The 14,435-nt window shown below is 64.4% G+C and carries 10 protein-coding genes and 1 other RNA gene; 2 read left to right on the top strand and 9 right to left on the bottom strand.

The features are described 5' to 3' along the window. Positions 1-76: 76 nt before the first annotated feature. The 6 genes from metK to ssrS all read right to left on the bottom strand — a co-directional run bounded on the left by metK (position 77) and on the right by ssrS (position 9,180). The gene (gene metK, locus PX52LOC_RS32955) at positions 77-1,333 is read right to left on the bottom strand and encodes a methionine adenosyltransferase (protein ID WP_149114059.1); all 1,257 of its coding nucleotides are present in this window, start codon (positions 1,331-1,333) and stop codon (positions 77-79) included. Between the two features lie 190 nt (positions 1,334-1,523). Then, the gene (locus tag PX52LOC_RS32950; protein WP_149114058.1) at positions 1,524-2,135 is read right to left on the bottom strand and encodes a TIGR03000 domain-containing protein; all 612 of its coding nucleotides are present in this window, start codon (positions 2,133-2,135) and stop codon (positions 1,524-1,526) included. Between the two features lie 165 nt (positions 2,136-2,300). Further along, on the bottom strand, positions 2,301-3,557 hold the full coding sequence (locus PX52LOC_RS32945) for an ABC transporter permease (protein WP_149114057.1): 1,257 nt from the start codon (positions 3,555-3,557) through the stop codon (positions 2,301-2,303). Further along, the gene (locus PX52LOC_RS32940) at positions 3,554-4,405 is read right to left on the bottom strand and encodes an ABC transporter ATP-binding protein (protein WP_149114056.1); all 852 of its coding nucleotides are present in this window, start codon (positions 4,403-4,405) and stop codon (positions 3,554-3,556) included. The genes PX52LOC_RS32945 and PX52LOC_RS32940 overlap by 4 nt, the downstream gene beginning before the upstream one ends. A gap of 157 nt (positions 4,406-4,562) precedes the next feature. Beyond that, entirely contained in the window at positions 4,563-8,123 is a 3,561-nt protein-coding gene (gene metH, locus PX52LOC_RS32935; RefSeq protein ID WP_149114055.1) for a methionine synthase, read from the bottom strand. Positions 8,124-8,965: 842 nt separating this feature from the next. Then, a non-coding RNA gene (gene ssrS, locus PX52LOC_RS32930) (6S RNA) lies at positions 8,966-9,180 on the bottom strand. Between the two features lie 192 nt (positions 9,181-9,372). Between ssrS and PX52LOC_RS32925 the strand changes: the two genes are divergently transcribed. After that, positions 9,373-11,268 (top strand): thiamine pyrophosphate-binding protein, encoded by a 1,896-nt coding sequence (locus PX52LOC_RS32925; RefSeq protein WP_149114054.1) that lies wholly within the window; start codon positions 9,373-9,375, stop codon positions 11,266-11,268. On the opposite strand, the gene PX52LOC_RS32920 is transcribed toward PX52LOC_RS32925, so the two are convergent. Both PX52LOC_RS32920 and PX52LOC_RS32915 read right to left on the bottom strand, forming a co-directional pair. Further along, positions 11,265-11,765: a PilZ domain-containing protein gene (locus PX52LOC_RS32920; protein ID WP_149114053.1), complete on the bottom strand. Its 501-nt coding sequence runs from the start codon at positions 11,763-11,765 to the stop codon at positions 11,265-11,267. The genes PX52LOC_RS32925 and PX52LOC_RS32920 overlap by 4 nt on opposite strands. 165 nt (positions 11,766-11,930) lie before the next feature. Beyond that, complete coding sequence (locus PX52LOC_RS32915) at positions 11,931-13,043, bottom strand: hypothetical protein (protein WP_149114052.1); 1,113 nt, start codon at positions 13,041-13,043, stop codon at positions 11,931-11,933. 130 nt (positions 13,044-13,173) lie between these two features. Between PX52LOC_RS32915 and PX52LOC_RS32910 the strand changes: the two genes are divergently transcribed. Then, positions 13,174-14,160: a 2-hydroxyacid dehydrogenase gene (locus tag PX52LOC_RS32910; protein WP_149114051.1), complete on the top strand. Its 987-nt coding sequence runs from the start codon at positions 13,174-13,176 to the stop codon at positions 14,158-14,160. Here PX52LOC_RS32910 and PX52LOC_RS32905 read toward each other — a convergent pair. Beyond that, positions 14,157-14,363 (bottom strand): hypothetical protein, encoded by a 207-nt coding sequence (locus PX52LOC_RS32905; protein ID WP_149114050.1) that lies wholly within the window; start codon positions 14,361-14,363, stop codon positions 14,157-14,159. The two genes, PX52LOC_RS32910 and PX52LOC_RS32905, sit on opposite strands and share 4 nt — an antisense overlap. Positions 14,364-14,435 lie beyond the last annotated feature (72 nt).

Genomic DNA, 14,435 nt, shown 5'->3' with positions numbered 1-14,435 from the left:
GTAAGCGCGACGTGTCTTTCCTGTGCGAAAGACACGTCGCGCTTACGCCGCGACGCTCGCCTTACTGATTCTTACATTACACTCCCGCGGCACGCCGCAGGGCTTCAACCTTGTCGGTCTTTTCCCACGGGAAACCGTCGCGGCCGAAGTGGCCGTGGGCGGCGGTCGCGCGGTAGATCGGTCGACGCAGGTCGAGTGTTTCGATGATCCCCTTCGGCGTCAGCTTGAAGTGCTCGCGGATCAGGCCGACCAACTTCTCGTCGGTCACGCCGGGGGCCGTCGTCTTGTTCGTGTTCACCCAGATGTTCAGCGGATCCGGGTAGCCGATGGCGTAGCTGAGTTGCACCTCGCACTCGCGGGCCAACTTCGCGGCCACGATGTTCTTGGCGATGTACCGGCAGACGTAGGCGGCACTGCGGTCCACCTTGGTCGGGTCCTTGCCGCTGAACGCCCCGCCGCCGTGCCGGCCGCGGCCGCCGTAGGTGTCCACGATAATCTTCCGCCCGGTCAGGCCGCAGTCGCCGTGCGGGCCGCCGGTCAGGAACGCGCCGGTCGGGTTGATGTGGCAGGCGATGTCGTTCGCCCCCAGCTTCGGCGACGACCCCGGCACGACCATCACGAGTTCGCCCTTAATCAGATCCGGGCGGTCGGCCTTCAGCACTGGCAGGATCAGTTCCTTGATAATCTGATGGCGGGCGTCGTCCGAGAAGTAGTCAGCCCGGCTCATCGCTGTCGAATCGTGTTGCGTGCTGAGGACGACGGTGTGAATCCGGTTCGGCGTGCCGTCCGGGTTGTACTCGACCGTCACCTGGCTCTTGGCGTCGGGCCGCAGCCACGCGATCGGCGACTTCGACTTCCGCATCTCTGCGTGCTTGGCCACGAGGCGGTGCGACAGGTCGATTGGCAGCGGCATCAGCGTCGGCGTTTCGTCGCATGCGAAGCCGAACATCATGCCCTGGTCGCCGGCCCCGCCCACATCCACGCCCTGGCTGATGTGCGGCGATTGCGAGTGGATCAGGCAGTTCACCTGTACCGCGTCGGCCGTGAAGCCGATCTCTTCCCGCTCCTTGTCGTCCTTCGCCACGTAGCCGATGTCGGTCACGACATCGCGCACGAGGGCGTCCACGACCTTCCGCGTCAGCGGGGCCTTCGTGGTGATTTCGCCGGCCACGGTGCAGTGGTCGGTGGTGACGAGCGTTTCGCAGGCCACCCGGCTCATCGGGTCGTGTGTCAAACAGAAGTCGAGAACGGCATCGCTGATTTGGTCGGCCACCTTGTCCGGGTGGCCCTTCGAAACGGATTCACTGGTAAACAGATAACGTGCGGCAGTCACGGTCGGCCTCTCCTGGTCCTTGTATCGCTGTCCTGGCAGACAACACGTCGATTATTTTAGCCGAACCGGCGTGTTGGGAACAGAACCCCACCATCCCTTTCGACCGGAACTGTCCGGGTACTTGAGGCAGGACAAAAAACGGCGGGGCCGGGGCTCCACCCCAACCCCGCCGCCCCCGGAACAGGGTCCATTATTTTCGGGCAACTTCCGTGGGCGATTCCTTCCTCGCGGCGGCGAGCAATTTCGGGAACGATTTCTCAAGCTGGTCGCCCGCGTGGACCACCACTTTTAAATCTTCCTGGACTGTGATTCCGTCAACGATCGTTTCCGCCTTCATTTCGTAGACAAACGACTTTCCGGCGGGCAGTTTCGGTGTGGCGAAGCTGCGAACCGTTCCTGCCCCCGGCACGGTTTGGCCGTCAACGACGAGCTTCGCATCAGCCGGGAGTTCGATCTTAATGTTGGCGACACCGCTCGATGGTGAGGCCCCCGGCGTTGCCGTGGGGGTGGCGACGGCGGAATAGCACGCGCCGCAATCGCCTACGAAGACCGGGGCCGAGTAGAACGACGGGCCCCACCCGCTACAGCTGCCCGTACAGCCAGCACAACCGTGGTAACTTTGCCATCCGCCCACGACGTACCCGGGCGTGCCGTAACATCCAACGGAGTACACAACCGGGGCCGGTCGGGCCGCGAAAACGACGGTCGAACCGTAACACCCGGAGCAACCGTGACGGTGCCAGTGGAAGGCCGACGTATCACTAGCAGAGGCCACTGCGGCCATCATGATCAGACTGTACATGGTTGCCCTCGGATCGGGAGAATACCCTGATCGGTAGTTTAGGGTATTTGAACAGCTTGAGAAGTTAAAGTTGAGTGGGACGAGTGCGAAAGGGGAAAAGAAATTCCGGCTGATAAGGTTTGGGCAATTTCAAGACTTGAGCGAACTGGCTGGGTTCTGCCAGTTTTACTGCCAGCCGCGCCGCTTGAAGAGCCACCCCGCCGTCACCAGCCAAAACGCGGCCAGGGCCATCGCCGCGAGGAGGTGCAGCCAGTGAACACTGTGAACGCTTCCCGAGAGCGAGGCGTGCAGGACGCGCGGGACGTGGTATTCCAGGGCAAGGTTCGAGACGAACGGAATGCCGTTGGTCGAACAGATGACCAGCACCAGCGACACCGAGAGCAGGTAGCACATCGCCCCCATGAAGGCGGCCCGTTGCGTCTTTGCGAGGGTGGCGATGGTCATGCCGATGCCGAGGAACCCGGCCGCGACGGTGAACAGACCGGACCAGAAGAACAGCGTCGAGAGCACCGCCGGCTTGTAGATGCCCGCGATGACGGCCGCGAGCGCTCCACCGAGGACCGGGTAGAACAGGAACTTCGCCATCAGGATTTCGGCCGGCGACGCCGGCGAGAGGGCTTGCGCGAGGAGTACGCCGCGCTCGCGCTCCTCGCAGTTCAGCGTCGGGAGCAGGTATACGCAGGCGAAGTAGAGTGCGAACACCACCAGCGCAGTCGCGATGGCCGATCGCAGTTCCAGCGTTTGGCCGCCGAGTCCTTCCCGCGTGATCTGCACCTCCGGCACGATACCCGCGTGCCACTCGTCCGCATCGCGGCGGAGGGCGGCGAAGGATTCGCGCACGGCCCACAGGTCGTCGTTCTCTGCCACGATCGGCGGCAGGTTGGCGTTCGTCACCTTGAGCGCCTTCAGCTTCTGTTCCGCGATCTCCTGAAGGCCGACCCGCATCTCCCGCCAGAGCCAGTTTTCGAACGGGGCCATCGCGGCCGCGTCGCCGGGCGGGTGGAAGACGTCGATCCGCAAGTGCGGCTGGCCGCCGGCGGTGTACGCATTCAACCGAATGCTCGCCACGCCCGGCTGGTAGTAAACGCCTTCCTTGATGCGGTCCGCGTTCATCTCGCGGAGCCGGACCCGCTGGCGGAGTTCCGGGGGCACGGTCTTTTCGAGGTGGGCCACGAGCGGCGGGATCACGTCCGAGTTTTCGCGGGTGTAGCAGACGAAGCAGTGTTGGACGCCGCCGACCACGCTCGTGCTGGCCGCCTCGGTCGCGGAACTGCCGCCGCCGCCGAACCCGGCCGGGTTGAACACCGACAGCATGACCGCCGCCGCGATCAGCAACAGGCCGAGGGCGATACCGCCGCGGTTGGCCGCGTGCCGGTGCAGTTCCTTCAGAACCAGGGCGCGGAGGATGTAGAAGCGCATCACTCGAAGGCCTGCCCGGTGAGTTTGAGGAACGTGGCGTGGAAGTCGAACTCCCGCGTCTGGAGGCTGGCCGTCGCGCCGGCACGAACCAAGTCCGCAAGCGCCTGCCGGTCCGCGTCGCGGTCCATGTCGAACGTCCGCCGTTCGCCGGTCGCGAGGATCACGTCGGTCTGGCGCTCGGTGTGCCGCTGCTTGAGCGCAAGCGGCGAGTCGAGCGCGACGAGCTTCCCCTTGCAGACGATGCCGACGCGGTCGCAGATTTTCTCGACCTCGTCCATGTCGTGCGTCGTCAGCACCACCGTCGCCCCTTGCGAGACCCGCTCCCGGAGGATGCGGTGGACGACCTCGGCCGAGTGGACGTCGAGGTTGGCCGTCGGCTCGTCAAGGTACAGCACCCGCGGGTTGTGGAGCAGTGCCCGCGCGAGCAAGAGCTTCCGCCTCATGCCGAGCGAGTACCCGCGGACGAGGGTGTTGCCGGCCTCTTCGAGTTCGACCATCTCCAGGCACTCGCGGACTCGCAATCGCGGCACGCCGTACAGTTCGGCGAAGAATTCGAGGTTACGGTTGCCGGTGAACTCTTCGAAGTGGTTCTCGCGGTCCGGCACGTAGCCGAACAGCGGTTTGATCCGTGCCCACTCGCGAACGACGTCGTGCCCGAGGACGCTGACGCTGCCGCCGGTCGGTCGCCGTTGGCCGATCAGGACGCGGATGGTCGTGCTCTTGCCCGCCCCGTTCGGCCCGAGGAGGCCGAAGAGTTCGCCCTTGCGGATTTCGAGGTCGAGGTTATCGACGGCCGTGAACCGGCCGTACTGCACGCGGAGACTCTTGATGTGGATGGCCGCGTCGGACATGAAGGCTGTTCACCGGCGGGGGCGGAGTCGGTGGCAAGTTTAGAACAGGATCGGGAAGTTGTCACCACTTGCCGACTCAAAGCGAGCGGCCCGGCGTAAGCGGGCCGTGTCTCTCAGACCGAGACACCGTCCGCTTACGCCGGGCCGCTCGCCAAAATCATTCGAACTCCACTTCGCCGCCGCGCTTCACGTTGAAGTACTTCGCGTTCGGGTGGTGGAAGACGATCGCCGTCGTCGATTGCTCCGGCTCCAACAGGAACTGTTCGGTCAGCGTGATGCCGACGCGCGTCGGGTCAATCAACTTGAACAGCCCCGTTTGGTCTTCCAGGTGCGGGCAGGCGGGGTAGCCGAAGGCGTACCGGCGGCCGCGGTAGTGGCCCTTGAACAGCTTCTGGATTGTCGGCGAGTCCTTCGCACCGATGCCCCACTCGGCCCGGATGCGGCGGTGGAAGAACTCGGCGAACGCTTCCGCCGACTCGACCCCGAGGCCGTGGAGGAAGAGGTAGTCCTGGTACTTGTTTGCCGCCCGCAGGTCGTTGCACACCTTCGTGACCTCGTGGCCGACCGTCACCGCCATCATGCCGACGAAGTCGATGGGCATGCCCTCGTGCAACGGTTCGACGTAGTCGCTGAGGCAGAGGAAGTCGCCGAAGTCCTGCCGCGGGAAGGTGAACGATTGCAACACCGTGCGGCCGTCCTCGGCGTACACGTTCAGCGTTTGCCCGTCGGCCGCCGCGCGGAAGAAGCCGTAGGTGGCGGCCGGCCTCAGGACGTTCTCGGACAGGCACAGAGTTTTCAGCCGCGCGAGTGCCGGGCGGGCCGTTGTCTCGATTTGTTGAGCGTACACCTTCGGATCGACGCCGCCCTTCACGAAGCCCCACTGCGTGCTGAACAGCGTCAGTTCGTTCAAGTACGGGAACACCGCCGACATCGGCACGTCGGTCGCGGTTCGCGTGCCGAGGAACGGCGGCTTCGGAATGTCCGGGGCCTTCGGCAAGTTCGGCGCACGCGGCGGCAGGTCGATCGGCGGCCGCGAAACCGGCGGCGCGGTTTCGATGTCCTCGGTCGGCTCGACGAGCGTCGATTGTGCACCCGCGTCGACGTAGCCGACGGCCGCACTCGCCTTCGCCCGTTGCTTCTGGAAGACGATCTTGTCCATGATCCGCAGGCCGTCGAAGGCGTCTTCGCCGTAGAAGACCGGCCCCTTGTAGAGGCGGCTCAGGTCTTGCTCGACGTACCGCCGGTTGAGCGCCGCCCCGCCGAGGATCACCGGCGGCTTCAGCCCGCGCTCGTTCAGCGTGCCGAGGTCTTCCTTCATGATGACGGTCGATTTCACGAGCAGGCCGCTCATGCCGATGGCGTCGGCGTTCTGTTTCTGGAACTCGGCGATCATCGCGTCCACCGGCTGCTTGATGCCGATGTTGAAGACCTTGTACCCGTTGTTCGTGAGGATGATGTCCACGAGGTTCTTGCCGATGTCGTGAACGTCCCCCTTCACGGTGGCGAGGACGATTTTGCCCTTTTCCTGGCCGTCGGCCTTCTCCATGAACGGTTCGAGGTACGCCACGGCGGCCTTCATCACTTCGGCCGATTGCAGCACGAACGGCAGTTGCATTTGCCCGCTGCCGAAGAGTTCGCCGACGACCTTCATGCCGTCGAGCAGAATCTTGTTGATGATGTCGATGGGCGAGTGCTTCTCGCGGGCCAGGTCGAGGTCGGCGATGAGCGATTCCCGACGACCCTGAATGATTGCCTGCTTCAGCCGCTCCTCGGCACTCTCGCCGAGCGACTGCGCTTCCTTCTTCACGCCCTTCTTGTCGGCGTAGTGCTCGATGAGCATCTGCAACGGGTCTTCAACGCAGTTGCCGGCTTCGTCGAACTTGCGCTCGTCGAACAGCAGGCGGCGGCAGAGTTCCTTCCCCTTTTCGTCGATGCTGGCCAGTGGCATGATCTTGGCCGCGTGCAGAATCGCCGAGTCGAGGCCGTACTCGATGGCGTAGTGCAGGTAGACGGAGTTCAGCACTTGCCGCGTGTACGGGTTGAGGCCGAACGAGCAGTTCGACAGGCCGAGGTGCGTGAGCGCCCCCGGCAGGTGCTGCTTGATGAGGCGGATCGACTCGAGCGTGGCGATGGCGCTCTTTCGGGTCTGCTCCTGTCCGGTGGACAGCGGGAAGACGAGCGTGTCGAACATCAGGTCCGTCGGCGGGATGCCGTACTCGTGGACGACGATGTCGTACATGCGCTTCGCGACTTCGAACTTCCACTCGGCCGTGTCGGCTTGGCCCTTCTCGTCGATGGTCAGCGCGACGAGGCCGGCCCCGTACTTTTTCGCGAGGATCGTCTTCGGGTCGAGCGTCTTGCGGCCGTCTTCCAGGTTGATGCTGTTGATGACCGTCTTGCCGCTGCACAACTTCAACGCCGCCTCGATCACCGGCACTTCGGTGCTGTCGAGCATGAGCGGCTTGGTCAGCACGGCGTTGTACCGCTTGATGACTTCCTTCATGTCCTGCACGCCGTCGCGGCCGACGTAATCGACGCACACGTCGAGCAGGTGAACGCCTTCTCGCTCCTGCTCCTGGGCCATCTCGACGAGGCCGTGCCAGTCGTCCTTCTCCAGCAGTTGCTTGAACTTCTTCGAGCCGTTGGTGTTCGTCCGCTCGCCGACGAGCAGGGGCTTCTGATCGACGATGAGTTCTTGCGAGCCTTGCAGACTGGACACCATCGGCAGGTACGTGACCGTCCGTGGGGCTGGCTTCTTGCCGCCGACACGCTTCACGACCGCGGCCAAGTGGTCGGCCGTCGTACCGCAACAACCGCCGATGATGTTCACGCCGAACTCGTTGACGAACCGCTCGTGCCAGTCGGCGAGGCCGTCCGGGTCGAGCGGGAAGTAGGTCTCACCGTTGCGATTCTCCGGCAACCCGGCGTTCGGCAGGACGCTCAGCTTCTTCTTGCAGTGCCGGCTGAGGTGCTTGATGCCGTCGAGCATCAGGTCCGGGCCGACGCCGCAGTTCATTCCGATCACGTCGATCTCGTCGATCGGTTCCAGCGTCACGAGGCCGGTCGGAATGTCGGTGCCGGGAAGCATCTTCTGGCGGGCGTCGATGATCGTCAGTTGCACCATCAGAGGGATGCGGATGCCGAGGCGCTTCATCTCCTCGATGGCGGTGATGGCCACGCACTTCGCTTGCAGGATGTCGAAGCACGTCTCGATGAGGATGGCGTCGAGCCGTTCCTCGATCATGATGCGCAACTGCGGTCGGTACGCCTCGGCCATCGTGTCGAAGTCGATGTAGATGGCCGGGTCGGTCAGCGACGGCATCTTCGTGCCGGGGCCGACGCTGCCGACGACGAACCGCGGTTGGGTCTTCGTACTGAACTCGTCGGCCGCTTCGCGGGCCAAGCGGATGTTCTGGCGATTGATCTCGTCGAGTTTCGGCACCAAGTCGAATTCGCTGAGGCCGACGACGTTCGCGTTGAAGGTATTCGTCTCGACGGCGTCGCACCCGGCCGCGAAGTAGCCGCGGTGAATCTCCTTGATCCACTCGGGATGGGTGTAAACGAGGGCGTCCGACAGGTTCATCAGCGACTTGCCGTTGGGGGCGTACCCCCAGTCCTTGTCGGTCGGCTTGTACTTGTGAAGGCTGGTCCCCATGCCGCCGTCGAGAATCAGGACACGATCGTCGGTCAGTCGTAGGAACGGGGAATCGCTCGACATGATGGAGGGCACTCCTGAACCCGGTGGGTACGTCCTGACGCTGACAGGCCCGCTGGGATACTTTAGCGATTCTTCCGGGCGGAACCGGGTTCGCGGAAACAAAAAAACCGCGCCAACTCACATCATGCGAGGCGGCGCGGTTTCAATTTGGAAACCTGTTTGCGGCGAATCCCTGCCCAGGTTTCCGTCCAGGCCGTCGAAGTCGGCAGCGTGCTGAGTGGGGAAGCGATCCGAACCACTGAGCTTAACGTCAGAATCGCCATCCGTGGCGTCTCGCCGGAAATCCATTCCCGGCCTGACGTGCCGACCCTCGGGGCCGTGGCTTCGACAATACTCCGTCGGACACCGCAACGGGGTTGCGAGTCGGCGGGGCAGTGTGTGCTAATTAGTCTGGGACAAATCGAACGATCAACCGAGCCTTACGCGAGAACTCTGGGAGAAATTCGTGACGCCGTCAGTGGTCGAGAGAGAGAGGTAAGGGACAACTGAAAGCAGGTCACTGAGCTGGGCATTTCGACTAACCCTCAGAACCAGAATGTTCCTTAGCTGCGGCATAGATTAACCGGATCCGGGAATAAGTCAACATCAGCCCCAAACCACTCAGGTGACACCCCACTGGCACCGAGGGTTTGTTCGATTTTGCCGATTTTGCAAGGCAGAATTCACCACCTCCACGGCAGGGCTGTTGAGGGGTCAAGGGGTTCCTTCTTCGCCGCCGCGGGGAAAATTTCCGGCCGAAGTTCGCCTGAATCGCTTACGTGTTTCGGGTTTGCAACAGTGGCTGCGAAAAAAGTACGAGACGGAAAAAAAGAAGTGTCGGCGTAGGTGCCGAGAGGAAACGAAAAACCTCCACCTGTGCCGTGTGAGTCGTGTTTGAGGAACCCGCTAAAGAAAATCGTGGGAGCCTCACACCCGTCTTTCGGATCCCACTACAGTCTTCCGCACGAAGCGGAAGGATGGGCTTGCGAGCCACGAGTGTATTTTAAAAAGGCTCCCGTAGCAGGTTCTTGTAGGGTCCCCAACAATTTCCGACGCATCACGAACACTGCAGAGGCTCCAGAATAGTAGACACGGCCCGCGGACCGGACAAGCCCGAACGGCCGCCCCGGGGGGATCGCGCGGGGTGTGACGGTGGCACATCGACCAAATCCGCCCCGCCTTCCCAGACCGGCCAAACTCGTCCCGTCCTGCGTCCCGATTCAACTCCGGCGACCCTTTTCCTCGCCACGGACGGCGAACGAGGTAGATCATGGATTGGCCCTTCAGCCGGCGTGGGTTGTTTCAAGGCGCGGCCGTCGCGACGGGGTTGGCGATGGCTTCCCGCGGGACGGCGGCCCCGTTCGACCGATTGCGGCAGAAAAATCACCCCGGCTGGGTGATCGGACACTTAACCGGCGCTCAAGCCGTCGCCGAGACGCTCTTGGCCGAAGGGACGGGTTGCGTCTTCGGTATCCCGGGGGCGCAAGAAAATGAACTCTGGGACGAACTGAAGGCCCGCAACGTCCACTACCAACTCGTCACCCACGAATACTCGGCCGCGTGTATGGCCGACGGCTACGCGCGGGCGACCGGCACGACGGGCGTGCTGTGCGTCGTGCCCGGCCCGGGCGTGACGAACGCCCTGACGGGTCTCGGCGAAGCCCTCCTCGACTCGATCCCGGTCGTGGCGATTGTCGGCGACGTGGGCAACGGCGAGAAGGCTCGACCGTTCCAGGTCCACTCGTTGAACCAGGTCGATCTCCTGAAGCCGGTGTGCAAGGCGGTCTATTCCGTCTGCGATGTGAAGCAGATCCCGAACGCCATCCGGCAAGCGTTCCAGGCCGCGACGTGCGGCGAACCCGGTCCGACGGCGGTCGTGATCCCGTACAACCTGTTGATCGAAATGGCCGACTTCCGCTGTCCGCCGCTCGCGGAGGCCGGTGTGCCGTTCGACGACGCAGCTTTCGCACAAGCCGTTGCGTTGCTCGGCGACAAGCGGTTGCGGGTCGGCGTCTACGCCGGCCTCGGCTGTATGGACTTCAGCGGCTCGTTGACGGCCGTGGCCGAACTCCTGCAAGCCCCCGTTGCGACGAGCGTGTCGGGGAAGGGGGCCATCTCCGATTGCCATCCGCTCGGCGTCGGCTGGGGCTACGGCCCGCACGCCTCGGAGGTGGCCGAGATCGCCTTCGCCCGCGAGAAGTTGCACCCGCACAAGTCCGGCATCGACGTGCTGCTCGCCGTCGGCGTGAAGTTCAGCGAAGTGTCCACCGGCTACTACGGCAACCCGCGGCCGAAGCATGTCATCCACGTCGATGTGAACGCCAACAACCTCGGCAAGGCGATGCCCGCCGACGTCTGCGTTCACGCCGACGTGGGCCTCTTCCTCGGTAAGTTGCTGACCTGCGGCGACACCCTCCGCCGGCCGACGGACGGGCACTTGCTCGCCAAGATTCGACAGGCGAAGGCCGACCACGAGGCGAAGTTGAAGGCGATCCCGGCCGCGAAGTGCGGCGTTGACCCGCTCGCCCTCGTCGCGGCCCTCCGGCGAGGGCTGCCCGAAGACGCGATGCTGTTCACCGACGTGACGGCCAGCGAACACCTCGCCGCCGAGTCATTTCGCGTGACGCAACCGCGGACGTACTTCAACCCAGTGGACAACCAGTCGATGGGCTGGTCGATCCCGGCCGCCCTCGGTGCTCAGCAAGCCGCGTGCGGTCGGACCGTGGCCGCGATGATCGGCGACGGCTGCTTCCTGATGTCCGCGATGGAACTGTCTACGGCCGCCCGTGAAGGGTTGCCGGTGAAGGTATTCGTGCTGGACGACCACGCCTACCATTACATGCAGATGCTTCAGAAGGCCGCCTATAAGCGGACGACGGCGACGGAACTCGGCCGGATCGACTACCGAGCTTTCGCGCAGGCGGTTGGGGTGGCGTACCAGGAAATTCTCGTCCAGGACCATCTCGACGCGGGCATCCGGAGTGCCGTCTGCCACACCGGGCCGGTGCTGGTGCGCGTGCTGACGGACTATGGCGACCGGAAGATACGCTGGATCGAGGCGGTTCGCGACCGGTACGCGAAAGAGTTGACGCCGGCGCAGAAGGCGCGATTCGCCTCCCGCATCGGCTACCGGACGTTGAGCTTGAAGCCGGAAAAGAGCGATTAACCGAAGAGGAGCAGCACGCTCCACGGCGGGGTCGTCTCAAACTCGCAGCCGAGTTCGTACCGCTTGCCGATCGGCTTACAACTGCGGACGATCGCCGTCACCCAGGGCGTCGTGTCCGGGGCGTTCTGGGCGAGCAACTGCATGGCCGTACCGGGCGCGACGGGCGAGTCGAGCGTGACGCGAACGCCGCCGGTGGACCGATCGAGTACCCAGCCAGACCGCGTCTCGCCGTGGAAGGCGGGCGACGACAGGTGAACGGGTACGGGCTGACCTTCGCGGCGGACCGTCGTCCGGCGGTCGCCGAACGCCTTCTCATCGCCGGGGTCTGAACCCGTGGGCCGGTGTTCGTCCGGCCCGTTCTTGCGGGAGTGCTTACTCCCGACCCGGCGGCCGACGTAGAAGCTAAAGACGCAAATGGCGACGACACAACCCACGAAGTAGGGCAAATACGGCTGATACTCAACCCAGTCGAACGCGAGGAGCAGAGTGGCGAACATGGCGATTCAGTGCTGGCCGGGATAGAGGCTCCGGGGCTGTTCCGAGGCCCCGGACGATCCAACCGTAGCACAGGATATTCTCGCGTGCCGAAAAAACCGACAGGGCAATCTGTGACGGGGTGAGAACGACAACCCGGCCTTCTCACCCATCGCCCGGACCCGGATTTATCGCGTGGTCGAATCGCGGAAAGTTGCCGACGTAACGCCGGGTTCGGGCACGGCGTAGGCTGGGGCCGAGCCGAGCTTGAACTTCATCGTCGTGGCGTTGATCTCCGTCTCGCCCTTGCCCATGCGGCAGTGGACCTTCACGTTGCCCACGAGTTCCACCTCGCCGGTGCTCGGCAGCACGGTCAGGTTGTCGCACGTCCCCTCGCAGCCGGGGGCGCTGAACCGCACCTTGCCGCCGGCCTTCAGCGGCGTCACGCCCGCCCCCTTCTCGGCCGGCGAGCGGATGTCCACGTTGTCGCAGACGGCTTTCAGCAGCACGTCGTCGCCGGCCAACACGTCGAACTTCGGCTGACCGGTTCCGAGGTGGATCATCACCCGCACAGCCGATTCTTCGCTGGTGGTCGTCTTCTTCACCGGCGTCGCCTCGACCTTCTTCGGGGTCGTCGGGACCGGGGCAATGGTGGCGGGGCGATCGTCGAGAACCACGCGGCTTGGCGACGGCTCGGAGGGGACGGCCAGTTTCGGCGTCGGCGCGTCGGGCAGACTCGGCTTCCAGTCTTGTTTCGGGGCTTGCAGGACCGGCAGGTCCAATTGCAATTCGGGAACCGGGGCCGTCGGCTTCGCGGCCACGACGCCCGGCAGCGGCAATTCCACCACGCGCTCCACTTTCGCCGGTTCCGGCTTAGGTGCGGTGACTTCGACTTTCGGCAGGACCGGTGTCGGCGCGGCCACTTCGAGCTTTGGCAAGGCCGGTGTGGGAGGAGCGGGCGGGGCAGTCAAATCGACTTTGAAGGCCGGCGGCGGGTCGTAAGGCAGGGGAGGCGAGCCGACTGCCACTTGCGGCAGGGGGGGCTGGCTGACCGGCATCGGGGTGAGGTCTGGCAAGATCCCGGTCGGTGTCGTTGGGAGGGTCAACGTCAGCGGGGTGACGGTCGGCGGCACGTCGGTGACGATTTCGGCCCCTTTTACGGCGACGATGCGGCCCGGCGGGGCCGTCTCGCGGGCTTGATCCTTCTTGATGTTCGGGCACTGCGGGTTGGCCACCGCCACCACGCCGACGATCGAAATGCCGAGCACACCGGCCATTAGTTTCCAGCGGGTCAGGGTCACGTTCACGCCTCCGTGCTGTTGGGGGACCGACTCATCGACCCGCGAAAATACCGCCGCCCCCTTCGCCTGTCTGCGCGAGTTTGCACGCCTGCCTAGAATGACGCCTTTCGAAACCCCTCCGAGACTGATCATGGCCAAGCCGCGCGTGTTTGTCGCCCGCCGCATCCCCGACGCAGGGTTGAACCTCATCACCGCCGCGTGCGATGCTGAGGTGTGGCCGGAACAACTGCCGCCGTCGCCGGAAGTTCTTCGGCAGAAGGTGCGCGACTGTGACGGGCTGGTGTCGCTCCTCACCGACAAGGTCGATACGGAACTGCTCGCGGCCGCCCCGAAGCTGAAGGTCGTTTCGAACTTCGCCGTCGGCGTGAACAACATCGACCTGCCCGCGGCCACGGCCCGCAAGATTCCCGTCGGCAACACTCCCGGCGTACTCACCGAGGCGACCGCCGACATCGCGGTGACGTTGCTGTTGGCCGCGGCGCGGCGACTCGGTGAGAGTGCCACCGACGCGAAAGAAGGCCGGTGGAAGACGTGGGAACCACTCGGCTGGCTCGGTTGCGATCTCGTCGGCCGAACGCTCGGCATCGTCGGCATGGGCCGCATCGGCTTCGCCACGGCAAAGCGACTCCACCACGGCTGGGGAATGAAGGTGCTCTACACCGCCCGCAACCCGAAACCGGAGGCCGACGCCGAGTTGAAGGCGAGGCACGTCGATCTCGACACGTTGTTGGCGGAGGTGGATTTCGTGTCCGTCCACGCGGACCTGAACCCGACGACGAAGGGGATGTTTGGCGAGAAGGAGTTCGCCAAGATGAAGCGAACGGTCGTGTTCGTCAACACCGCCCGCGGGCCGCACGTCAACCAGTCCGCACTCGCGAACGCCCTGCGAACCGGCACGATCTTCGCGGCCGGGCTGGACGTGACCGACCCGGAACCGCTGCCGCCGGACCACGAACTGTACGCGCTGCCGAACTGCGTGATCGCCCCGCACATTGCGAGTGCCACGGTGGACACCCGTAACGCGATGGCGACGATGTGCGCGCAAAACCTGCTCGCCGGCGTTCAAGGCCGGCCGCTGCCGAATTGCGTGAACCCGGAGGTTAACGGGTCGCGTTAGCGCTTCACCATGAGCGCCCGCCAGTGACGGGGGGCGTTCGTCTGCCAGCGGTGTTGGGCGACTTCCTCGGTGTTGTCGCCGTAAGTCTCCACGACCGCCGCCTGCGACTCGGCCGCGCCGGCGGTCTTGCCGGTGCGGAAGACGGTCCAGGCGGCGAGGCCGGCGACAACCAAAATGGCGACAACGAGTTTGCTGCGAGTCATCGAGAGCGGCCCTCCCTGGCCGTAGTGAACCGCGTAATACCGACTCCCGGTGGGCCAGTCTAGAGCGAAAAG

This window comes from Limnoglobus roseus (assembly GCF_008254045.1).
In the GTDB taxonomy this organism is placed as follows: Bacteria; Planctomycetota; Planctomycetia; order Gemmatales; family Gemmataceae; genus Limnoglobus; species Limnoglobus roseus.
Note: the sequence above shows the minus strand (reverse complement) of the source record. Positions and strands in the feature narration are given on the sequence as shown.

What these genes read in the sequence shown, in the direction of transcription:
- PX52LOC_RS32950 (WP_149114058.1), bottom strand. Translation starts at nt 2,135, where the DNA reads ATGTACAGTCTGATCATGATGGCCGCAGTGGCCTCTGCTAGTGATACG.
- PX52LOC_RS32940 (WP_149114056.1), bottom strand. Translation starts at nt 4,405, where the DNA reads ATGTCCGACGCGGCCATCCACATCAAGAGTCTCCGCGTGCAGTACGGC.
- metH (WP_149114055.1), bottom strand. Translation starts at nt 8,123, where the DNA reads ATGTCGAGCGATTCCCCGTTCCTACGACTGACCGACGATCGTGTCCTG.
- PX52LOC_RS32925 (WP_149114054.1), top strand. Translation starts at nt 9,373, where the DNA reads ATGGATTGGCCCTTCAGCCGGCGTGGGTTGTTTCAAGGCGCGGCCGTC.
- PX52LOC_RS32920 (WP_149114053.1), bottom strand. Translation starts at nt 11,765, where the DNA reads ATGTTCGCCACTCTGCTCCTCGCGTTCGACTGGGTTGAGTATCAGCCG.
- PX52LOC_RS32910 (WP_149114051.1), top strand. Translation starts at nt 13,174, where the DNA reads ATGGCCAAGCCGCGCGTGTTTGTCGCCCGCCGCATCCCCGACGCAGGG.
- PX52LOC_RS32905 (WP_149114050.1), bottom strand. Translation starts at nt 14,363, where the DNA reads ATGACTCGCAGCAAACTCGTTGTCGCCATTTTGGTTGTCGCCGGCCTC.